Here is a 22,797-nt window from a genome sequence, read left to right as displayed (position 1 = left end):
AACAGAGAGGAAGCAAATCGAATATGAAGCGCCTTAAAACAATCTCTACTACAGCATTAGGTCTTACGCTCCTTCTGAATGCCATCCCTGCACCACTTGCAAGCGCGGAGACGCCATCCGCGGATGTGACGCCTGCCGCAGAGACGATCGCGCTGCCGGAAGCGCCGGCTTGGGGACATTTCGTCGATAACTATAAGAATAATATCGCGGCCAACAACACGGTTGCGACCAATCCGGCCATCGGCATGTTGTCCCAGTTCCTGGAGTTGTGGACGCCCGGGGCGACATGGGATACCGGCACCAAGCTGAACGCAAGCGTGCTCGACGCCAACATTCAGAAGGTCGTCGACATCTCGAAGACCCGCACCAAGGCGATGGAAGATATGGCTTATTTCGACGATCGCCGGAATCAATCGTATGGCGCCGTTGACGGTCTTGGATCGCTGGCGGACGAGTATCGCGCGAAGAGCAACACGTACACTTCGATTATAAACATCCCGGAAGACGCCACGACAGTGAAATATGATGACAAAAACAATCAAAATAAAGGCGGGGATTCAGACTCCGAGCTGGGCAAAATGGTCGATCTGATCGGAACGCTGCGCGGCAATTACGCATCCACGAATCCGGCCAAACTGTTCTACAGCTATATGCGTCCATGGCGCTGGGTAGATACCTCGATCATCGTGCCTACGCTGGTTCCGGCTAGAAGCAGTACGCCGGCTACGGACGGCGGTTTTCCGAGCGGCCATACGAATGCTTCGTACCTCGCTTCCTATGCACTGGCTTACGCGGTGCCCGAGCGGTTCCAGGAAATGCTGACCCGCGCTTCGGAGATGGGGAACAGCCGGATCGTAGCGGGCATGCACTCGCCGTTCGACGTCATGGGCGGACGCATCATGGCGACGGCGCTGGCGGCGGCGACTTTGGCGGATCCGGACAATGCCGAACTTAAGAAAGCGGCATACGATCAGGCGCACGACAAGTTATTGAATGTAGAAGGATCGGCGGAAGACCGTTTCGCAGACTACGAGAAGAACAAGAAGGAATTCGTCGAGCGCTTGACCTACGGCTTCACGCCGATCGGTTCGACGACAGAGCCGATGATCGTCCCGAAAGGCGCGGAAGTGCTGCTCGAGACACGCTTGCCTTATCTGGATGACCAGCAGCGTCGTGCGGTTCTGGCTACAACGGGTCTCCCTTCCGGCTACCCGCTGCTCGATGATCCGGAAGGCTGGGGACGCCTCAATCTGTTCGCGGCGGCTGATGGATACGGCGCATTCAATTCGAACGTCACCGTCACGATGGATGCGGACAAAGGCGGCTTCCATGCGCTCGACCGCTGGCGGAACAGCATCTCCGGCACGGGCAAGCTGACCAAAGCCGGCACAGGCACGCTTAAGCTCGCAGGCAACAACTCCTATTCGGGCGGCACGCAAGTCGATGACGGTACGCTCGAAGGCGATATGGCCTCCGCATTCGGTACGGGCGATGTAACCGTCCAAGGCGGCACGCTGGCCGAACAAGTGGACGGCAAGCTGGTAATCGGCGGGGATTACACGCAAGCGGCGGCAGGTACGCTCGAGCTGAACCTCGGAGGCAGCGACGATGTGGTCGAGGTCCAAGGCGCCGTGAATGCGGACGGCAAGCTGATCGTGAATTTCGCGGATGATTATATGCCTGGCAGCAGCACCATCGAACTCATTGCTTTTGCTAACAAGGATCTGACAGGCGAGTTCGACTCCGTTGAGACAACGGGTCTGCCTAGCAAATACAAAGCCAAACTCGTCTACGAAGACGATGCCATCGCGCTCAAGATTACGGACACGTCCTCGACGGGCTCTAACTATCCGTACAATCCGGGTACGACGACGCCGGTAGTTGACCCTGAGACAGGTGAGCAAACGGAAACGGCTCCTGGAGACGCTATCCCGGCTGTAGGCGATGCGAGCAAACAAAGCGTAACCCTGCCTGCGGTTGCTGATGCGAACGGCGCGGTCGCGGTGAACGTGCAAGATGCCCAACTTACGGATTTGTTTGCTAAAATTGAAGCCCAATACGGAGCAGATCTGATCGCGGAACTGAAGGTAACGACCGTCTCCGGCGCCAAATCCGTCTCACTCTCGCTCTCCAAAGCGGCGATCGGCAAGCTGCAAGCCGGCAAAGCGGAGAACGTGGCCATCGTCACCCAATTCGGCACGATTACGCTGAACCAAACGGTGTTGGATGCATTGGTGAAATCAGCTGGCGATACCATTCGGTTCGAAGTGGCTCCGGCCGACACGACGGCATTCAATGCTGAAGCCAGCAGCCTAATCGGCACTCGCCCGGCGCTGGACGTGAAGATCCAATCCGGCACGAGCGCAGTTACAAGCTTCGGCGGCGGCAGCGTTGAAGTTCGCATCCCGTATCAAGCCGGACAAGGCGAAGACATGCAAGCGCTGGTCGCGACTTATGTGGACAACAGCGGCCAACCGCATATCGTGCCGCAATCGGGCTACGATCAAGCGAGCGGACAGCTAGTCTTCCATACCGAGCATTTGAGCACATTTGCCGTAAGCTACAACAAGCAAAGCTTCAGCGACACTAACGGCCATTGGGCGAGCAGCTACATCACGTACCTGGCTGCGCACGATCTTGCATCCGGTTCCGGTGACGGTTCGTTCTCCCCTGACGCGGTAATTACGCGTGCTGAGTTTGCCAAAATGCTGGTAGGTCTGGCCAACGCCGACGTATCGGGCTACGCCTCGGCATCGTTCACGGACGTTCCGGCAGGCAGCTGGTATGCGCCGTATGTGGCATGGGCAGCGGACAATAACATCGTCCAAGGCATCGCGAACAACCAGTTCCAACCGCACGCGCGCATCACTCGTGAGGAAATGAGCGTTATGATCCAGCGCTTCGCCGATCTGGCGGGTTACGGCTTGACTGCAGGCAGCACCGCAAGCTTTGCCGATCAAGCTAAGATCAGCGCATGGGCAGCCGATGCCGTCGGTGCGCTCTATCAAGCAGGCATTATCTCGGGCAAAGGCAATCAGCAATTCGATCCGCAAGGCAGCGCGACAAGAGCGGAAGCCGCCAAGATGCTGACGGTGTTCCTGCAAGGCATGTTGAAGGCTTAACTAGGCGATACGTGTAAGACAGTTTGGAGGGGTCAGCCATTGCGGCTGGCCCTTTTCCGCTATCCCTCGCTTTGATCCCATCTACGTGCACGACCTCCCCTCCCCGCTCCATCGTTCACAAACTCGTAACACCATGCACATTGCGCAAAATTGCACTTTGGGCAATAATATGTACATTAGACCAGACGAAGAACGAGAAAGAGGTGACGATCTACTTCCAGCATGATGAACAAAAATGGTTTGCGTGAGATCAAGCGGGAAGCAACTGCAATTGCGCTGGCTGATGCCGCATATGAGCTTGCGCAAGAGCGCGGATTAGACGGCTTTATCGTCGATGATGTCGTGCAGAAAGCCGGCTATTCGAGGAGAACGTTCGCTAATCACTTCTCCTGCAAGGAAGAAGCGGTGGCAGCCGCGGCGATCTCCTTCAAGAACGTCAGCGAAGCAGAGGCGCTTATGCGAGAAATCCCTGCTGAAACGACCCCGCTCGAAATTTTTTACCGCTTGATGAAGATGCAGTTGGTCGAAGCGCATATTTGGAAGTTACGCGAGCTTGTCTCGTTGTCCAAACGGTTTCCGACCGTAGAGCCGTATATGCTCAGCGCGTTCCACCGGTTGCAGTTATCCGCCGAAGAAGCGGTGAGCACGGTATCGCAAGGCCGATACCCCAGCATGTACACCCATATGCTGGCAGGTGCCGTATACGGCGCCGTGCTTCCTATTCTGGAAGGCAACGTCAAGCTGCGGCTTCCGGGCGAGCTGGCAGCCGATGATCCGGAAGCGGTCACGTTCGAACAGTACCTCGAGACGATGTTCGGCTATTTGCGAGGCGGCTTCTAATTTCTTTACCCGCAGTTCCACAGATAAAGGAGAGAACGATACTGCATGTCAACGTTTCTGTACAAATTGGCCAAATCCGCCTATAACAAACCATGGCATTACATTGTAAGCTGGGTCGCGATTCTCGGCATTGTTATCGCCATGATCGGCATTAACGGGATGCATTCGAGTCCTGATATGAAAATCGAAGGCACCGAAGCACAGAAAGTGCTCGATCAGTTGGCGGAAGAACTTCCAGCCGCTTCCGGCGGGCAAGGCAGCGTCGTATTCGCGGCGGGCGAAGGCGAGAGCCTGAATACGCCGGAACGGCTTAAGGCCATTAGCGAAGCCGTCAATAAGGTGTATAGCTACGAATATGTCATCAACCCGGCTGAGTTGGCCGCGCAAGCCGCTGCTGCTGCGCAGGGCGACGCTTCCGGGCAGGCTGCCCAAGGTGATGCCGCTAGTCAGGCCGCACAAGGCGACGCCGCTGCACAAGCTAGCCAAGCGCAGCAAGCCGCAGCCGCGGCGCCATATGGCCCGCTCATCGTAGACGGCGTGCCCGTACAAGGCGTGATGATCGATTCCGCTGGCAGCGTGGCGCTGTTCCAGTTCCAATTCACCGTATCGCAGATGGCCGTACCGTCAGAGGTGCTTGACGAGATCATCGACTCGCTCACTGCGGTTGAGCAGAACGATGCCGGCGTTACCGTGCTGCCGGGCGATACGCTTGAAGCCAAGAGCTATACAAGCGCTTCTGAAGCCATCGGTATCGTCGTCGCGGCGGTCGTCCTGGTCATTACGCTAGGCTCGGTCGTAGCTGCAGGTCTGCCGCTGCTGAGTGCGCTCCTGGGCGTAGGCATTAGCGTCGGCGGCGCATACGGCATCTCGAAGTTCATTACGATGAGCGACATTACGCCGGCGCTTGCGCTTATGGTTGGTCTTGCCGTCGGTATCGACTACTCCCTGTTCATCGTTAACCGGCAGCGCCGCATGATCCTCGACGAAGGATTAAGTGCACGCGAGGCCGCGAGCCGCGCGGTCGGCACAGCCGGCAGCGCCGTATTCTTCGCGGGGCTCACCGTTATTATCGCGCTGTGTGGAATGCTCGTCATCGGCATTGCCTTCCTGTCGACGATGGCGCTGGTTGCCGCAGCGAGCGTTCTGGTCAACGTCTTGATCGCGCTGACGCTGCTGCCTGCCCTGCTGGGTCTGGTCGGCGAACGCATCGTCTCGGCCAAAGCGCGCGCGAAGAACAGCCAGCACACCAGCAAGACGAAAGGTCATGGATTCGCGCATCGTTGGGTGAAAGGTCTGCTCAAGAACCGTATCGTTATTATCATCGGCTCGATCGTACTGCTTGGCGTAGCCGCCATTCCGGTTGCGCAGATGAACATGGGTATCCCGTCCAGCGAGACGGCGAATCTGGATACGACAGCCCGTCAGAGCTATGACGCGGTTGCCAAAGGATTCGGCGAGGGCTTCAACAGCCCGCTCATTATCGTAGCCGAGACGAAGAATGCCGGAGAGCAAGTTGCGCCGGAGACGCTCGGCGGCGTCGTTCAGGAACTGCAGAAGTACGAAGACGTTGCCTTGGTGACGCCGATGGGCATGAACCAGGCTGGCAACCTGGCGATCATTAGCCTGATTCCGAAATCGGGACCGAATGACGAAGCGACGAAGGATCTCGTTAAAGCGCTGCGCGATCCTGCATCCACCATCGCGCAAACGTACAATCTATCGGTTGGCGTGACGGGCGTTACCGCCGTCAACATCGATATGTCCGAGAAGCTGTCCGAAGTATTCCCGCTCTACGTCGGGATTATCGTCATCCTCTCGCTGATCATCCTGCTCTTGGTATTCCGTTCGATTATCGTTCCGGTCAAAGCGACGATCGGGTTCGTGCTTAGTATCCTGGCCACGTTCGGGATTACGACCGCCGTATTCCAATGGGGCTGGCTCAATTCCCTCTTCGCCTTCGATACGGGCGGCCCGCTGCTCAGCTTCATGCCGATCATGGTTACGGGTATTCTGTACGGTCTTGCGATGGATTACCAGGTGTTCCTGGTCAGCTCCATGCGTGAAGCCTACGTGCATGGCCATCAAGGAGAAGAGAGCGTCGTTCATGGTTATGAACAAGCGAGCCGCGTCGTTGTCGCGGCGGCGGTCATCATGGTGTCCGTCTTCGCCGGGTTTATTTTCTCCCACGACATTATGATCAAGCAGATCGGTTTCGCGCTTGCGGTGGGCATTCTGATCGATGCGTTCATCGTGCGGATGACGCTGGTTCCGGCTTTCATGGCGGTCTTCGGCAACAAAGCTTGGTGGCTGCCGCGCTGGATCGACCGTATACTGCCTAACCTCGACGTCGAGGGCGATAAGCTGATCGCGCAGCTGAAAGCGGAAGAAGCAAAAGGCGGAGCGGTTAAAGCTAAGGTACGTTACGAGTAAATAAGCGAAAATCGGGTAATACAACAACGGCCGCCTCCTGCATTCGTGCAGCGAGGCGGCCGTTTCGTTATAGGTAGAACTACTCCCGCGCCCGAAGCGGCAGACAGGTCAAGGACTGGCCCGGCGCAGACCGCACGAGACTTCGCTCCAGGTCGAACGCTACCGGCTCGATCTTGCCGAAACGCTGCAGGAAGGCAGAGAGCGCAATGTCCAATTCCAATCGGGCAAGCGGTCCTCCCAGACAGAAATGCGGTCCGTTACCGAAGGTCAAATGCTTCTTGCTGTTGCCGCGGCGGATGTCGAGCGTGAACGGATTCGCGAACATCCGCTCATCCATATTGGCGGCGCTCATCCACGCGATGACGACGTCGCCTTGTTTGAGCTCGATGCCCAGCGCATTGTTGTCCTGCTTAACGGTGCGGTCCCGTTTGGAAATATGGAACCGATAGCGGAGCATCTCCTCTACCGTCTGCGGGACAAGACCTGGCTCATCCCGCAGCTGTCCGTATAGACTGTCGTCATCATAGAGCAGCGAGTAGAAGAGGCTCGACAGCATATGGCTGGTCGTCTCCACGCCTGCCCCGAGCAGCAGCATCGTCGTCCGCACGATCTCGTCGTCGGTCAAGCGCTCGCCTTCCACTTCGACTTGCTGGAGATCCGTGATAATATCGTCCGCCGGATTGGAACGCTTCTGGACGACGAACGGATACAAGTATTCGAAGTAAGCTCTGCCGGCCTCCATCTTCTTCCGCTGGGTCTCTTGCTCGTTGCCTTTCTCGAAAGGCTGGAACAGAACATCGACCCAATTCTTGAATAGATAGCTGTCTTCGGACGGAATACCGAACAAGTCGGCCATTACCATGGCAGGTAGCGGCGCGGATAAGGCTTGTACAAGATCGACCGGTTCATCGGCCTTGATCTCTTCGACGAGAAGGTTCGCGACTTGGCGGATCCGCGGCTCCCAGCTGGTCAAGGAACGAGGCGTGAAGGCGGCCGATACGAGCGCGCGGCGCTTTTGGGATTCGGGCGGGTCTTTGAGCGTGAAATTGATTTTCTCCGGGATGCCGCCGCCTTTATCCCCGGTACCGACCGAGATGGCCGTGCGTTTCCCTTCGCTGGAGAAGAGCTGATGATTGCTGAGCACCTGCTTGACGTCCTCGTACCGGAACACGTTCCACGTGTTCGTTGCTTCATGATAGTAGACGGGATGGTCATTCAGCATCCGCTTGTACCACTCGAGCGGGAAGAATTCCTCCGAACTCGTGCGAAAAGCCGGGATATCCTCGATGGCAATAATATTCTGGTACGTCATCCTCCACCTCCAACGGTAATGGTCTTGCATGATGAAAGCGCAACATTCCCCCATTCATTCCCATTTTATCGGAACCGGTCACCTGTTGATAATCCAACAAACTGACCAATCAATCGTACAAAATAACCGTGATGCCGTACCTATACGAGCCGTTAAAGTGTGGATATAAATGAGGAAACAGCCGGCATCCCTGCCGGCTGTCCCTCCTACTCCTGTCGATAATCATCTAATCCTGTCTTACTGCTGCAGGATCAGCGTGGCTACCGCAGACATATCGACAATATCGATCGTGCCGTCGCCGTTCATATCCGCTTTCTTGTACATTTCATTCCAGCCTTCATCGGCCGATGTTTTACCATAGTAGGAAGCTACGATCGCCAAGTCTCCGATGGAGTAGCGCAGGTCGTCGTTCAGGTCGCCGCCCGTCTGTTCCTTGACCGTCACTTGAACGCTGTAGCTGCTTCCCGCGATGCCCGATTCCTTACCGCTCGCATCAGCCGTAGTCACGTTCTTCAGCGTAAGCGTGGTAGAATACGGATCGGTGGCCGCCTTCGCTTGGAAGGTCAGTTGGAACTGGTCCTCTGCCGCATCTTGTTGGGAACCGATCTTGACGAGAAGCAGCCGGACTTCGCCGCTCGCGTCAGTTGAAGTCGCGGCAATGCGCCAATCGTCATTCACCTCTTGGGCGGAGACGAATTCCACCTGCTGCGGGTCGTAACTAACGATAATATCCTGCGCGTAAGCGTCGCTGATGCCCTTCAGTCCGTAATCGACGTCAAAGTTCTGGCCATTCATGACGGTGGAAGGACCGTTCAGCCATGCCCCTTGCTCGATAACCAAGCCCTCTATCGCCGCGGTTAAGGCATGCTGCGCCTGGTCGACTTCCGTCTGCGTCGCATCTTCGTCTTCGATCACGCTCCGTGCCGCGGCAAGCGCGCTCTGGAATTCGCTCCAACTTGTATCATTATAGCCGGCGTTTTCCCTATTCTTCTGCTCGTCGTAGAGAGCCGTGAGCGCGGATTTATCAACGCTCGGTTCAGCGCTCTTGACTGGCGCTACGCCGACGAAGGAGAGCATCGGCGACTGGTTGCTCTGTACGCCTTTCAGCTTGAGCGTTAATGCGCCGTCTTCCGCCATCGTGAACGTATAGCCTTTGACCACGTCGAACGAATTGTTGTCGAGCGTGACCGTGTCGACGAGATGGCTCGCATTATCGTACTCGAGATAGACCTCTTCGCTGCGCGAATACGCAGGCCACCAGCTGTAAGAACCGAGCGTCAGCGTATATTCGCCGGCAGGCAGATTGCCGAAGCGATACGTGATCGCTGCGCCGATCTGGTTGGCGGTATAAATGCCGGTCGTGCTTTGCTTGCTGTATGCGCCGCTGACGATTCCTTTGTACGAGACGGATGGCGAGCCGCTGGCGTTGTAACCGGCATGACCCCATTCCTTCGTGTTGTCGTACACTTGATCCGGCGCGCCATTGAGGAGAGGGCTGCCGTCTGCAGCCGCTAACGCCGCGACAGCGGTGTAAGCAGGCGAATCATAGCCGAGCGTCGACGTTGCCGAATGGCCGGACGTTAGACCTTTGGCCGTCGCGTTCAGATCCACAAAATACCGGATGTCTTCCGGGACCACTTCCACGTAAGCCGTCGTTGTCAGTGCTCCGTAGGTACCCGTGACCGCAACCGTCTCATAGGCGGTGTCGAAACTGACATCGTCCAGCTGCCATTTGACAGTAACCAGCTGTTTGGATCCGTCTTGACGCGTTCCCTCCACCTTCGCCGGTAGCGCGGGAAGTTCGCCCACGTAAGTTGCCGCATAGATCGGCGAGGCGAGCGCTTGCACGCCGTCCGTACCCAGTTGAGCGATGGCAAAAGTCAAGCGAGCCGCAAGCTGGTCGGCTCCTTCTTGATCCAACCGGTAAGCGGCGGGGTCTTCCAGGGCCGCCTGAGCCATGTTGCGCGAAGTAGCGAAGAGTGCCCAGACGCTCGCCTCGTGCGTTTCCTGCTGTACGATGTCTTGCGCTGCAGATACCGCTCCCGCGAGAGCCGAAGTATCAGGAGTGCTTTGCGCTTCACCGGATACAACCGCTACCGCATCGACGACGAGGGTCCCGCTCAGCACTTTGATCTGGACCGTATGCTCGCCGTACTTGAGACCGCGAAGCGCGTACGTTTGGTACAGTTCCTTGGAAGCCAACGTCTCGGCCGATGCTTGAACGACCTGTCCGTCTACTTTCACCTCGAGTTTCGCTGATCCGTTGTTAGGGCCAAGAATATCGAGCCCCGTGCCCGTGAAGGTGTAACTCATCGCCGCGCCTTCCGCTTGGCTGGTGGAGAGCGAACGCTGGTAGATGTACATGCCCGCGCCGTTGTTATGCGCCCACGCTCCGGTGTATGTCAGCTTCGGAGCCGGAGCGGCAGCCAGGTCGTGCATCTCCAGATTATCGAGCGCTTCGGCATAATAGGGCGCGTAGCCGTCTACCGTCTCTACTTTCAAATTATCGAAACGGGTATTATAGTAGCCGCTGGCCAAGTCTACCCGGCCGGACAATTCAGGCGTCGGATCGGCATAGGAAGCCAGCTTCACGCCGTCGATATAGGCGGTCACCGTGCTGCCCGCTACTCGAACAGCCAGATTGTGCCAGGCATTATAAGCGGTATCGAAGCCGTCGATCTTCACGCCGCCCGTTCCGTTTGCGACGTTGCCGCTGGCTACGGCGCTGTTGTTCACGAGCAGCTGCCAGCCGCCGTCGAACCAGAACTTCAGTACGTACGGCGTGCCCGCGAGGGAATGGGAGCTGCCGCCGCCCTGATAACGGGCGCCGATTGCCGCATAGTTATTGCCGCCTTGCGTGCTGTTGTTCTCGAACGACACGTCAACGCTTGCTTTGTAGTTCGTCCACCGGTAATCGCCGATCGCCGTGATCGGATTGCCGTTATTCCACGTGCCGCCAAGCCCCATAATTGCTTGGTCGACTTGTTGACGCAGGACGTAGTTGTCGGAACCGTCCGGCAGATACGCCTCGAAAGCGCCGTTGCGATCATGCGTATAACGCGGAATCGCGCTCTTAGAGCCGCCGCGGGAGTCGATATAGCTTTCGCTGCCCGTAAGTTGACCTTCTGCCCCGAATACCGGAACGGTTTTATCCGTGTAGTCGAAGTCGTCGGCGTACAGGAGGCCGTCTTCCGTATTCTGGACGGAGCCGGTTGCATCCGTATCGAGAATCGTGCGCTCGCCTTCTACGGGCAGCGGCGTACGGTACGCTTCTTTCTCGGCGTTCTTGAGCGTCGAGACCGTCACGATGGAGTACGGTTCCACATGGACGGTATAAGTGCCGCTTCCATCCGCAGATACGTTGCCGAGGTATTGCAAATAATGGCTGTTGAACGCTTCGCCCTCATCGGCTGCGCGGGTTTCCCACTTTTCCAACTGTGGGTTGCCGTCGTAGCTCATATTGACGGCCTTAATCTTGTAAGTGCGCTCATATTCGCTGTCGTTAATGATGACCGTCGAGAAGTCGCTTCGGTCCGGAGCGGCAAGCGTCATGTAGCTTGGCGTGCCGTTGCGTCCGCTGACCGGGTTGGTGCCCGTAGCGCCGGTGTAGCTGGCTTCCGGTACCGCTCTCCAGATACCCGACGTGTTGCTCTCGTTCTCCCAGCCCGTGTTGGCGAACCAGTTAAAGTGGCGCAGAATAAGCAGGCCCGCATCATAATGCATCCAGCCGGACCATGGATCGCGCGCGCTGACCAATTCCTTGAACGAATATTGCCCGCCCTCATAGAAGGAACCGATTGCCGGCTGGTAAATAAAGTGCGTCCGGCGCGAGTTGACGAATCCTTTAATAATCGTATTGCCCATCTCGAGCGCGCTGCCCGTGCCGCCGATGCCCGTGCCTTCCGTCGTAGGATCCTTGGTGTTGTTATTGGGACGGAAAGCCGAGTTGCTGAAGGTCGCTTGGGCTTCGCTGTTCCACACCTCGACATCGAATTGCTCGGCCAGCTTCTTGAAATTGCCCGCGCTGTCGTCGTCGGTATTGTAGTGGTAAGCGGCTACGGATACCGCATCCCGGAGCGACGCGTCGTTCACCATGCTGCCGCCGAAGGAGCCGATGCCCACTTCATCGGAGATGACGGTCTTGATCTGGTTGTACAGCGCTTGCTCTTGCGCGCTCTCGAAGCCGGCGCTGTCGGTCTTGACCCGCTCGGCAAAGGCTTTGGTCCACGCCAGATCCGGCGCATGCTCGTTAATGTGCGGATTGACGTAATCGATCATGTAGCCGTATTCGCGGTATGCGGCCAGGATCGTTTTTTTGTACCACGCATAGATGTTATCGGTGTTGTTATCAGCCCATGCGGGAGCGTTCCAACGCAGGAAGCTCACCTTCAGATCCGGATTCAGCTTCTTGGCGTCCGCCGCGAGCTGGAAGCCGGGATGCCGCTTGACGTTCGCTTCTTCGTCCGCGGTCCGCATCGTCGCCGGGTCCGGCCCTGTCGAGTTGTTGCGGTCGTTGCCCATCTCGACCTTCACTTGCGTCATGATCGGATGATCGCCGCCGAACAGGATCTGCAGCAGCTGCGCGTATTGCTCGGGGTGCTCGGACTTGTAGTCCATGAGCAGCGCGCTCGTGCTGTTGCCGCTTAGGACGCCGAAGCCTTTGAACGTCAGTCCATTCCTGTTATCGGCATCGATATCGTTGCCGTCCAGCAGTACCTCGATCTTGGAGGCAGAGGCTTGCTTGGCATCATTAATGAGTTGTTTGATCCCGCCTTCAGCAACGGAAAACCAGCTCAGGATCGGTTTCTCGCCGGAAACGTAGGCGTAAGTCAGTGTCATCGGGACGCTTGTGTCAATGTCTTGGGGAAGGGTGAATTCGCTGGAGATGAACGTGGTGGTGTTCGTGTTGAAGGTGTCGAGCAGGATGGACTTGGCTGCGCCGCTCTTGTCTTTGTACTCGATTCTTGGACGGATTTCGCGGGAGCGAGTACCATACCAGTCATGGAAACCGCTGCTTAAGGTATATGTACCTGGCTCTAGCGCTTCCAATTGATAGACGATGTCATTGGTGGCCGAGCGAAGTCCGACGACCCAGATTGATGGATCGGTGGCCGGATCCGTCAGACCGCCATTCTGGGAATTCTTCACTTTCTGGCTGGTATCGTCGAAGCCCCAAGCGGTCGTGCCGCTCACGTACTTCTGGTCCGGCGCCTGATTGACGAGTCCGGAGCCGCTCAGCTCCTTGACCGCTTCGTATACGGGCGAAGCAGTAGCGGGCATGCCGTAGGAGTCTCCGGCTCTGCCGCTGTCCACGAAGTAGACTAGCGGGTTGCTGGCCGGCGGGATGACTTCTACATTCGCGACGACTTGCTCGCCGTCAGCTGAACCTGTAACCGTCACCGAGTCGTATGGGACGTCGAAGGTATCGTCGCCAATATGCCAGGTTACGGCAGTGCTCTGGCCTCCAATATCCATCGAGGCTGGCAAAGTTGTATTGGCGGCCGTCGTCGCCCCCATGTAGGCGGCTGCGTAGACGGTTTCCGCTGTGGCGGCAGACACTGCGGGGAGGTTCCCCGGCGGCAGCAATCCCAGTACCAGCGTCGCGGTTATCGCGATGGAGCATACCTTGTTTCGGATGGAACTTGTTCTTCTCATGCACAGATCCTCCTATTGCGAACCATGGTTTTTCCGTAGCTTATGTAATAGCGCTTGTATGCTAGTTGCGGCAATCTCTCGTGACTGATTGTATTCCACCCACCCTCCTCTTTCCGTTCTCATGACCTTGACGTCCTCGTATCCTTATCACGATTGCATTACTATTATACCGAATGATGTAAGCGCATTCTTGCAACGAATTTTACTTTTCGTAAGGTTATTTTTACCTTTTAGCTAAAGCGGCGCCTAGTCGAGTGCACGATCCGCTCTAGCATCGGCGCAAACTAAAAACAGCGCCGCGAGGAATATCCCCATAGCGCTGTTCGAAACGTGAAGTAGAATCAATGAAACCAAAGCCAGTAAGCAAGTATTGCGGACCAAAACCACGCTGACAATCCAATTCCGTTGTACAGACCTCGAACAAAGTTTCCGTCCTCTTGCATCATGATGCCCTCCTCATTCAACCTGGAATGGGTGAAGCTACGGATAACATTCGGATAATGAAAGCGGATTCAGAGGGTGGTGTAAACGAAATGGTTTCGCCCTTTCGAAACCCGCCTTTTTCGCCTCCTCCCTCCATCGGAGCGGATCTAAGCTTTATCCACTATTACCTTTTATTCATAATTTACTAAACAAGAACAAAACCGATCATGGTCGGTTGACCATGATCGGTTCGTGTGAACTCGGAACGCGATGTACGTACTGCTTAGGAATTAGTTCAGATGTTCAACGGCTGCGCGTTCGATCGCAAGACCCTGCTTGTAGCGCTCCATGAACACTTCGAAGCCTTCGACGTCCGACGCAACCGGCTGAATCGTCTCGCCCGATTGACCTGCGAATACGCGGTCGTTCAGGTACGCTTCCAACGTCTCATTGTCGGACTTGTTGATCATGTAGGACGCCAGCAGCGCGATGCCCCAAGCGCCGCCTTCGCCCGCCGTCTCCATGACGGATACCGGCACGTTCAGCGCGCCAGCCATGATGCGTTGTCCGACGCCTTTGGTCTTGAACAGACCGCCGTGGCCAAGAAGCTCATCGAGTTTAACGCCTTCTTGCTTCAGCAGGATATCCATGCCGATCTTCAGGGCGCCAAGCGCCGTGGACAGATGGACGCGCATGAAGTTCGCCAGGTTGAAGTTGCTGCCCGAAGAACGAACGAACAGCGGACGGCCTTCTTCGAAATGCGTCATATGCTCGCCGGAAAGATAGCCGTAAGCGAGCAAGCCGCCGCAGTCTGGATCGCCTTGCAGCGCCAGGTTGTACAGCGTGCCGTACAGCTGGTTCATATCCATGTTCAGTCCCATAGCCTTGCCGAACTCTTCGAACAGACCCACCCATGCATTCAGGTCCGACGAACAGTTGTTGGAGTGCGCCATCGCGACCAGGCTGCCCGTCGGCGTCGTGACGAGATCGATCTCGCCGTATGCTTTGGACAATTCTTTCTCCAGTACGACCATCGCGAATACGGAAGTGCCGGCCGACACGTTACCCGTGCGCTGCGCGACGCTGTTCGTTGCGACCATGCCCGTGCCCGCATCGCCTTCCGGCGGACAGAGAGGAATGCCGGCTTGCAGTTCGCCGCTTACGTCCAGCAGCTTAGCGCCTTCTTCGGTCAACACGCCTGCGCTCTCGCCTGCGGACAGCACGGCAGGCAGGATATCTTCGAGCTTCCAAGGCAGATTGCGGGAAGCGTTCAGTTCGTTGAACTGCTGGATCATCGATGCATTAAAGGTCTTCGTGTTGATATCGATCGGGAATACGCCGGAAGCTTCGCCGACGCCAAGCACCTTCTCGCCCGTCAGCTTCCAATGGATGTAGCCGGCCAGCGTCGTCTGGAAGCTGATGTTCCCGACATGCTCTTCGCCGTTCAGAATCGCTTGATAGAGGTGCGCAATGCTCCAACGCTGCGGAATGTGGTAGTTGAACAGTTCCGTCAATGTCTCGGAAGCCTGCTCCGTGATGTTGTTGCGCCATGTGCGGAACGGAACCAAGAGCTCGCCCGCTTGATCGAACGCCATATAGCCGTGCATCATGCCGCTGAAGCCGATGGCGCCGATCGTATGTAACGTTACGCCGTACTGCTCTTTGACCTGGGCAGCCATCTTCTGGTAGCTGTCTTGAATGCCTTTCCAAATATCGTCGAGGCTATACGTCCAGATATTGTTCACATAGCTGTTCTCCCAATCGTGGGCGCCGGAAGCGATCGAAGTGTGGTCTTCTCCGATTAGGACTGCTTTAATTCGCGTGGAGCCAAGCTCGATACCAAGGACTGTTTTGCCGCTCTGAATCGCATTCTTCACATCATGACTCATGAATTTTCCCCCATCATTAACTTTATGGTTTTTAATCCTATTAATCAGTTAACAAAAGAATAAACACACAAACTATCATACCATAGTTTAATTGGAAGGAAAATTGAAAAATATCGCACGAATGTGTAGAATTTTGCGAGCTTACGATGCTCTATCGGTATACGCGAGAGTGCATGGCAAGCGAGGAATAGCGGCGTGTCCGCATGTTACGCCCGGATGGTGAATACAATGAAGTATTTGATCATCGGGAGGACATGCAATGCCAAAGCAGCAACCGTCGTCATCCTTCATGAGAGGGACCTTCATTCTGTCCGTCGCCGCTTTTATTAACCGCATCTTGGGCTTCGTGAGCGGCATGTTCGTGGCTCGCGTGCTCGGTGCGGAAGGAATCGGTCTGCTCATGATCGCGCACCCCCTCGTTCCGCTCGTCATTACCATTACGGAGCTGGGCTTGCCGGTCGCCATCTCCAAGCTGGTGGCCGAAGCCGACGCCCGGGGCGAGAGCGCGCGGGTCAGGCAGATTCTGCGGGTCTCCCTCGCCGTCACGGGATTCTTGAGCGTAACGCTTACGACCGTGTCCCTGTTAGGTTCGGAATGGATCGCCTCCATTCTGCTGAGTGACCAACGCGCCTATTACGCCATGCTCGCCATTACTCCCATTGCGCCGATCGTCGCCGTCTCCGCCGTGCTCAAAGGCTATTTTCGCGGCAAACAGCGGATGCAGACCATCGCCGTGTCCGATGTGCTGGAGTATACGGTGCAGATCGCCTGCGTCTTAGCCCTGGTCCACCTGCTCATGCCTTATGGGATCATCTATGCCGCTGCCGGCGCGATGGCCGCCTCCGTCATCAGTGAAGGGGTCAGCCTGATGTTCCTGCTCTTCAGCTACAAGCTGAGGCGGGAAGCGCCGCTGCCCGGCGAGACGTGGGGTTACCATCTGAAAACCGGCAAGCGCACATTCGGAGAGCTGCTGCGCATCGGTCTGCCCTCCACCGGACATGGCGTCATCCATTCCATTTATGGCGCCTTCCAACCGCTGCTCATCACCACAAGCCTGGCCATAGCCGGTGTCAGCACCGCGGTGGCGACCAAGCAGTTCGGCCTGCTCAGCGGCTTTGCTTTCCCGTTGCTGTTCATGCCGAGTTTCATCACGCAATCGCTGTCTACCGCCCTCATCCCCGCCATCAGCGAAGCCGCTGCGAATAAGGACAGACGGCTCGTGCACGAGCGGATGGATCAGGCGATGCGGCTCGGGCTGATGATCGGCGCGCCGGCGACCGTCATTCTGTTCATCTGGGCTACGCCGTTGACCACGCTGATCTACGGTGCGCCCGAAGCGGGACTACTGCTCAAAATATTGGCGCCGATGTTCTTCCTTCATTATTTCGATGCGCCGCTGCACGCCATTCTGCTCGGGCTCGGACGCGCCAATGCCTCGCTATGGAACTATGTCATCTCCACGGTGCTCAAGGCGGTGGCGATCTTCGTTCTCGGCAGCGAGCTCGGCATCGTCGGCGTTGCCTATGGCATGGGGATCGGGATCGTCATCCTGACGGTATTGAATTTCTTCTCGATCTCGGACTCCATCGGCTTCTATTGGGATATTCGCCCGTATGTGCGCGTCAGCATCTCGATGGTTATGATGGGGCTCGGCGGCTTATGCGCCATCCGCTACCTGGGCGATCGGGGGCTGCCGCTGCTATGGAACTCGATCGGATCCATCGCATTCTCGCTGCTCGTTTATCTCGTGATCATGTCGCTATTGGATATAAGCGGACGTAAACGGAAGCATTTTCTATCGTGGGGGAAGTGAGGGGCTTCGCCCCTTTTGAACCCCGTTTTTTCGCCTCCCCTAAGTCCCCTCCGCCGAGGGGATTCCAAGGGCCCCGGCCCTCTGGACACCCGGAACAAGCGACTCTGCAACGCGGCCGTCTTCGATGTGTTCTTTCGTCGGTGGCCCGCTTTTGTCCAGGCAGAGTAAACTGCATGTTTACTCACCTTGGACAAAGCTCTTGGTTCGAGCTTCGTTCGCGTCTGTTTGCCTTGAGGAGCAGACTCGCAATTTGCATGCTTGATGCATGCTTTCAGCAACGCCTCGCTTGACGTCCGCTTGTGCGGACACGCTTACCTTAAAGAACAAGAAACCCTCGGCCGTTGGCCAAGGGCTTGCAACACATGTATTAGTAAACTTCCTTCCACTCCGCGATGTTGCTGGCGTCGAATTTGAACGGATCGCCGAGCATGATTTGCGTGCCATCGCCGTCCGCTACGATTTCTTTGTCCCCGAGGCTGCCGGCCGTGAATTTCTCGCCGACCGCGCCCGTGATCTCACCGGCTACCAAGGCTTCCGCCGTGAAACCGGCCAGATAGCCGACATCGATCGGATTCCACAGGTACATCCAAGGACAGATTCCGCTCTCGATATACTCCGCCATTTCGCTCGGAAGACCAAGGCCCGTCAGCTTCACTTTATCCTTTAGTCCCTTATCGGTCAGCACCTTGCCCGCCGCCGCGATGCCGACCGTCGTCGGCGCGATGATCGCCTTCAAGTTCGGGTACGATTTCAGCAACGCTTCAGTCTCGGACACGCTCTTATCGCGCAGGTCATCGCCGTAGGCGACTTTGACGAGCTTCACGTTCGCGTATTTCGGATCTTCGAGTTCCTTCTTCATCCATTCGATCCACGTATTCTGATTCGTCGCTTGGCTGGTCGCGCTCAAGATCGCGATCTCGCCTTCGCCGCCGATCATTTCGGATACCCCTTGAATGAGCGTCCGCCCGATGCGCTCCGGATCCGCTTGGTTGACGTGCGTGTTACGGCTCTGCGCATTGACGGCCGAATCGAGCGACGATACTTTGATGCCGGCTTTCATCGCTTTCGTCAGCGCAGGCTGCAGCGCGTCCGGATCGTTGCCCGCAATGGAGATCGAGTCTACTTTCTGCGAGATCAGCTCCTCGATCATCTGAATCTGCGCTTCCGCAGTCGGCTGGTCCGGCGCCTTCAGAATCGCTTCGTCACCCTTTTCTTCAATCGCTTTCTTGAAGCCTTCCATCATTTTCTCGCCATACGGATTGCCTGTATTCTTGAAAATAATGGCGAACTTCTTCTTGCCGCTCCCGGAATCCGTATTCTTGCCGGCATCCGTTGCCGTGTTGGTGCCGCTGTTGTCCCCAGTGCCCGTATTGCCGTTGTTGCCGCAGCCCGCCAAGAGCGAAATCGCCATTACCGCGGTCAATCCTAATGTCAGCATCTTTTTCACTTTTCTTTTTCCTCCCTTTAGTTGAACGCGATTCTTAACGCTATATACCAATCGGCTGCGAGAACCGACAAGTATCGAAGGCAATACCAAAAACAAATGTCATGCAGATCTTCGTTTCAACTTCAGCTTCGGTACCATAACAGCGAAGATCAGCAGCAAACCGATGATGATCAAGAGCGTCTGGGCCGAGATATTAATGAGACCGAGGCCGTATCGTAGGTAGCCGATGAGGAATATCGCCAGGATCGCTCCGGCCATGCGGCCCTTGCCTCCCGCCGTGCTAATCCCGCCTAGAACAGCCATCGCGATGACGTCAAGCTCGTAGCCGGTGGCGATGTTCGGCCGGGTGCTCCCCATCCGGGAAGTGAGGAATAGAGCGGTTACGGCAGCCATCAATCCTGCAAGCGTGAAGACGATAACCTTGATCCGGTCGACTTGGATGCCGGAGTAGCGGCTGGCCGTCGGGTTGTTGCCGATGGCATACACGCTTCTCCCGAACTTCGTCAGGTGCAGCAGCACGCCGAACAGGATGGCGAATACCGCGAACGCGATGAGGATGAACGGGATGCCGCCGACATAGCCCCAACCGAGATAGTTGAACCATTCCGGGAACTTGCCGGCGGATTGATCTTCGAGCAGGATGTAGGCGATTCCCCGATAGATGATCATCGTCGCAAGCGTCACGATCACGGCGGATAGCTCCTTGAATCGGACGATGAGCAATCCGTTCACGAATCCGCACAAGGCACCTACCGCCAGGCAGATGACCATCGCCAGCCACATCGGGACGCCATGCGTATACAGATCGGCCATGACGACCGAAGAGAGCGCCACGGTCGAAGCAACCGAGATATCGATATCCGCCATGATGATGATCAGCGCCATCGGGAGAACGATGAAGGCTTTATCGAGGAATCCCATCGTGGCATCCCGCAAATTGTTGTAGTCCCAGAAGTAATCGGACAGGTTGACGTTCAGGACGACTACCGCGAGGAACAGCACCGCCAGCATCCATTCCCATTGCAGGAAGAAGCCCTTAAGCGTGAACGGTTTGTCGTTGGAGAGCACTCTTGGTTCCATGGCCTAAATCTTCCTCCTCATCAGGTTGTTGCGGTTGATGCCGCGTTTGACCAGCGCATTGATGATGACCGCGATCACGATGATCATGCCTTGGATCCAGCTCTGCCAGAACGGCGAGACATTGATCATCGGCAGCGCGTTATTCAAGATGCCGAGCAGGACCGAGCCGAGAATGATCCCGGAAATTTTGCCGGATCCGCCCGCAATGCTGACGCCGCCGAGCACGCATGCCGCAATGACGTTCAGTTCATAGCCGGAGGCGGTATCGCCTTGCGCGGAAGCGAATTTGGATACCCACAACACGCCAGCCAGTCCAGTCAGACCGCCCATGAGCGTATAGACGAGCCATAGAATCCGGTCGCTCTTGATGCCGCTCACCGCCGCGGATTCGGGGCTGCTGCCGACCGCGTATACGCGTCTGCCGGTACGGGTGTAACTGACGAAATAATAGGCGGCGACGTAGATCACGACGGCGATGACGATCAGGTTGTTGATGCCGAGAATCGTGCCGGTCGCCAGCTGCTTGAACGAGTCCGGCATTTGGTGGGCGCTGACCCACTTGCCGCCGCTCATCTCGTACGTGAGGCCGCGGAACACATTCATCATCCCGAGCGTCGCGATGATCGGCAGAATTCCTACCTTCGATACAAGCAATCCTACGATCGCGCCGCAGACCAATCCCACTGCAATCCCAAGCAGCAGCGCAACACCCGGATGCAAGCCGGGGAATTGTTTGACGGTTAGCGCCGCCGTCATGCCTGACAGCGCCAGCGTCGCGCCGATCGACAAGTCGATGCCTCTCGTAATAATGACCAGCATCATGCCAACGGACAGGATGGCAAGGATGGCCGTATTGGTCGCAATATCGTTAATATTCTCCCAGGTGAGGAAGCTCGGATTGCGCAACTGAACGCCTACGCAGAGCAAGGCGATGAATGCCAGCAACCCGATCTCCCGAAACTTGGCGAAGCTGCTGCTCCAGGCAGCCTTCGCCGCCGGCTGAACCGCGCTCTGCGTGATCGCCAAAGCCGGTTCTCCCCATTCTTTCTGCTTCATCTTGCATTACACTCCTTATCGGATGCCGACAGCGTCGGACGAATCGACCATCGCCGCTTGCAGTATCGCTTCCTGTGTTATTTCGCTGCGTCCCAGCATGCCCGTGATCCGCCCTTCCTTCATGACCGCGACCCGATCGCACATGCCGATGATCTCGGGCATCTCGGAGGAGACCAGGATGACCCCGTAACCGTTGCACGCCAGTTCGCTGATAATGTCGTAGATCGCCGATTTCGCGCCGACGTCGACGCCCTTCGTTGGTTCATCGAGAATGATGATATCCAGATCCGCCGTGAGCAGCTTGGCAAAGACGACCTTCTGCTGGTTGCCGCCCGACAGCGAGCTGACCAGATCGAAGATGCTCCCGGCTTTGACGCCGAGCCGTTCCGCCAAGCTTTTGGCTGACTGCGCTTCCTGCTGGCTGTTTAATATCCCTCGTTTGGCGTATTTCTCAAGCGATGGCAGCGTAATATTGCGGCCGATGCTCCATTGCAGGACCAGCCCCTGCTTTTGCCGGTCTTCGGGCAAATACCCGATCCCCTGCTTCATGGCCTCGAGCGGGTTCCGTACATGGAGTTCCTTGCCCTTGTAGCGGACCGTTCCTCGGTCGTAACGATGCACGCCGAATATCGCCTCGCACACTTCCGTCCTCCCCGAACCGACGAGACCGGTTAATCCGAGAATCTCGCCCCTTCGCAGACGGAAACTGATATCGGCAAAATAGCCGGTTTTCCCGAGGCCTTCGATACTCAGCAGCTCTTCGCCGATCTGCGCTTCTTTCTTGGGGAACAACTGGGTGATCTCCCTGCCGACCATCGCCACGATCAGCTCCGGATTCGTAATCTCGTCGACTTTCCATGTGCCGATATATTTGGAATCCCGGAACACGGTCACCATGCTGGCGAGCCGGTACATATCCTCGAACCGATGGGAGATGAAAATAATCGACGTTCCCTTGTCCCGCAGACGTTCGGCAATGCGGTACAGCTCTTCGCTCTCGTTCTTCGTCAAGGCCGCCGTCGGTTCATCCATGATGATGATCTTGGCGTCCGTCGACAGCGCCTTGGCGATCTCCACGATCTGCTGCTCGGCTACGCTAAGCGCGCCCATCTCGGTCCTCGGGCTGAACGACGCCCCAAGCTCGGTCAGCAGCCGCTGCGCTTCTTCGTGCATTTCGTTCCACAGAATCCGCTTGGACATTTTGGCTACCTTCTCGTGGCCCATGAATATATTTTCCGTCACGCTCAGATCCGGATAACAGGTCACATGCTGATAGATGGCCGCGATTCCGGCTTTCTTCGCTTCGGTCGGATTCTTGAAGCTGACGCGTTGACCGTTCAGGTACATCTCGCCGCCGTCTGGCGCATGCACGCCGGTAATGACTTTAATAAACGTCGACTTCCCTGCGCCGTTCTCGCCCATCAAGGCGTGAATCTCGCCGGGCCGCAGCTTGAAATATACGTCGTCCAGCGCTTTCACGCCGGGGAAAGTCTTCGTAATGCCCTTCAATTCCAGTACATATTCGCTCATATTCCGCTTCCCTCCGTACCGCTTGCGCTATTTCTCTCTCATTCGATACTCCAATGATAGCGCTTAACTCTCATCTCGTTGAGGTGACAGTATTCGGGTAAGGGGGATAATCGTCGGGAAAAGAAGGGCTTCGCCCTTCTGAACCCGTTCTTTTTCCTCCCCCACCCCTCCATCGGAGGGGATCCAAGGGCCTCAGCCCT

11 protein-coding genes are annotated in these 22,797 nt (G+C 56.7%); 4 read left to right on the top strand and 7 right to left on the bottom strand.

Annotated features, from left to right (window positions below):
- Window positions 1-23 precede the first annotated feature (23 nt).
- The 3 genes from FHS18_RS17480 to FHS18_RS17470 all read left to right on the top strand — a co-directional run bounded on the left by FHS18_RS17480 (window position 24) and on the right by FHS18_RS17470 (window position 6,392).
- Window positions 24-3,122: an S-layer homology domain-containing protein gene (locus FHS18_RS17480; RefSeq protein ID WP_183601363.1), complete on the top strand. Its 3,099-nt coding sequence runs from the start codon at window positions 24-26 to the stop codon at window positions 3,120-3,122.
- A gap of 222 nt (window positions 3,123-3,344) precedes the next feature.
- A complete protein-coding gene (locus tag FHS18_RS17475) occupies window positions 3,345-3,962 on the top strand; it encodes a TetR/AcrR family transcriptional regulator (RefSeq protein ID WP_246427718.1) in 618 nt (205 codons plus the stop codon).
- A 45-nt stretch (window positions 3,963-4,007) separates the two neighbouring features.
- Entirely contained in the window at window positions 4,008-6,392 is a 2,385-nt protein-coding gene (locus tag FHS18_RS17470) for an MMPL family transporter (protein WP_183601362.1), read from the top strand.
- Between the two features lie 79 nt (window positions 6,393-6,471).
- On the opposite strand, the gene FHS18_RS17465 is transcribed toward FHS18_RS17470, so the two are convergent.
- From FHS18_RS17465 to FHS18_RS17455, 3 genes are all read right to left on the bottom strand, one after another.
- Window positions 6,472-7,704, bottom strand: coding sequence for a cytochrome P450 (locus FHS18_RS17465; protein ID WP_183601361.1), 1,233 nt, complete (start codon window positions 7,702-7,704; stop codon window positions 6,472-6,474).
- A gap of 237 nt (window positions 7,705-7,941) precedes the next feature.
- On the bottom strand, window positions 7,942-13,359 hold the full coding sequence (locus FHS18_RS17460; protein ID WP_183601360.1) for a cohesin domain-containing protein: 5,418 nt from the start codon (window positions 13,357-13,359) through the stop codon (window positions 7,942-7,944).
- 713 nt (window positions 13,360-14,072) lie between these two features.
- Window positions 14,073-15,671, bottom strand: coding sequence for a xylulokinase (locus FHS18_RS17455; protein WP_183601359.1), 1,599 nt, complete (start codon window positions 15,669-15,671; stop codon window positions 14,073-14,075).
- 259 nt (window positions 15,672-15,930) lie between these two features.
- On the opposite strand from FHS18_RS17455, the gene spoVB reads away from it, so the two are divergent.
- Window positions 15,931-17,484 (top strand): stage V sporulation protein B, encoded by a 1,554-nt coding sequence (gene spoVB / locus FHS18_RS17450; RefSeq protein ID WP_183601358.1) that lies wholly within the window; start codon window positions 15,931-15,933, stop codon window positions 17,482-17,484.
- A gap of 367 nt (window positions 17,485-17,851) precedes the next feature.
- Here spoVB and rhaS read toward each other — a convergent pair whose 3' ends face one another.
- From rhaS to FHS18_RS17430, 4 genes are all read right to left on the bottom strand, one after another.
- A complete protein-coding gene (gene rhaS / locus FHS18_RS17445; RefSeq protein ID WP_221401373.1) occupies window positions 17,852-18,922 on the bottom strand; it encodes a rhamnose ABC transporter substrate-binding protein in 1,071 nt (356 codons plus the stop codon).
- A 108-nt stretch (window positions 18,923-19,030) separates the two neighbouring features.
- Window positions 19,031-20,011: an ABC transporter permease gene (locus FHS18_RS17440; protein WP_183601356.1), complete on the bottom strand. Its 981-nt coding sequence runs from the start codon at window positions 20,009-20,011 to the stop codon at window positions 19,031-19,033.
- A gap of 3 nt (window positions 20,012-20,014) precedes the next feature.
- A complete protein-coding gene (locus FHS18_RS17435; RefSeq protein ID WP_183601355.1) occupies window positions 20,015-21,067 on the bottom strand; it encodes an ABC transporter permease in 1,053 nt (350 codons plus the stop codon).
- A 15-nt stretch (window positions 21,068-21,082) separates the two neighbouring features.
- The gene (locus tag FHS18_RS17430) at window positions 21,083-22,597 is read right to left on the bottom strand and encodes a sugar ABC transporter ATP-binding protein (RefSeq protein WP_183601354.1); all 1,515 of its coding nucleotides are present in this window, start codon (window positions 22,595-22,597) and stop codon (window positions 21,083-21,085) included.
- Between the last annotated feature and the right edge of the window lie 200 nt (window positions 22,598-22,797).

Source organism: Paenibacillus phyllosphaerae, assembly GCF_014192105.1.
Lineage (GTDB): Bacteria > Bacillota > Bacilli > Paenibacillales > Paenibacillaceae > Paenibacillus_Z > Paenibacillus_Z phyllosphaerae.
Note: the sequence above shows the minus strand (reverse complement) of the source record. Positions and strands in the feature narration are given on the sequence as shown.

Coding starts and splice junctions, on each gene's coding strand:
- FHS18_RS17460 (WP_183601360.1), bottom strand. CDS start 13,359: ATGAGAAGAACAAGTTCCATCCGAAACAAGGTATGCTCCATCGCGATA.
- FHS18_RS17470 (WP_183601362.1), top strand. CDS start 4,008: ATGTCAACGTTTCTGTACAAATTGGCCAAATCCGCCTATAACAAACCA.
- FHS18_RS17435 (WP_183601355.1), bottom strand. CDS start 21,067: ATGAAGCAGAAAGAATGGGGAGAACCGGCTTTGGCGATCACGCAGAGC.
- FHS18_RS17480 (WP_183601363.1), top strand. CDS start 24: ATGAAGCGCCTTAAAACAATCTCTACTACAGCATTAGGTCTTACGCTC.
- FHS18_RS17475 (WP_246427718.1), top strand. CDS start 3,345: ATGATGAACAAAAATGGTTTGCGTGAGATCAAGCGGGAAGCAACTGCA.
- rhaS (WP_221401373.1), bottom strand. CDS start 18,922: ATGCTGACATTAGGATTGACCGCGGTAATGGCGATTTCGCTCTTGGCG.
- FHS18_RS17440 (WP_183601356.1), bottom strand. CDS start 20,011: ATGGAACCAAGAGTGCTCTCCAACGACAAACCGTTCACGCTTAAGGGC.
- FHS18_RS17430 (WP_183601354.1), bottom strand. CDS start 22,597: ATGAGCGAATATGTACTGGAATTGAAGGGCATTACGAAGACTTTCCCC.
- FHS18_RS17455 (WP_183601359.1), bottom strand. CDS start 15,671: ATGAGTCATGATGTGAAGAATGCGATTCAGAGCGGCAAAACAGTCCTT.
- FHS18_RS17465 (WP_183601361.1), bottom strand. CDS start 7,704: ATGACGTACCAGAATATTATTGCCATCGAGGATATCCCGGCTTTTCGC.
- spoVB (WP_183601358.1), top strand. CDS start 15,931: ATGCCAAAGCAGCAACCGTCGTCATCCTTCATGAGAGGGACCTTCATT.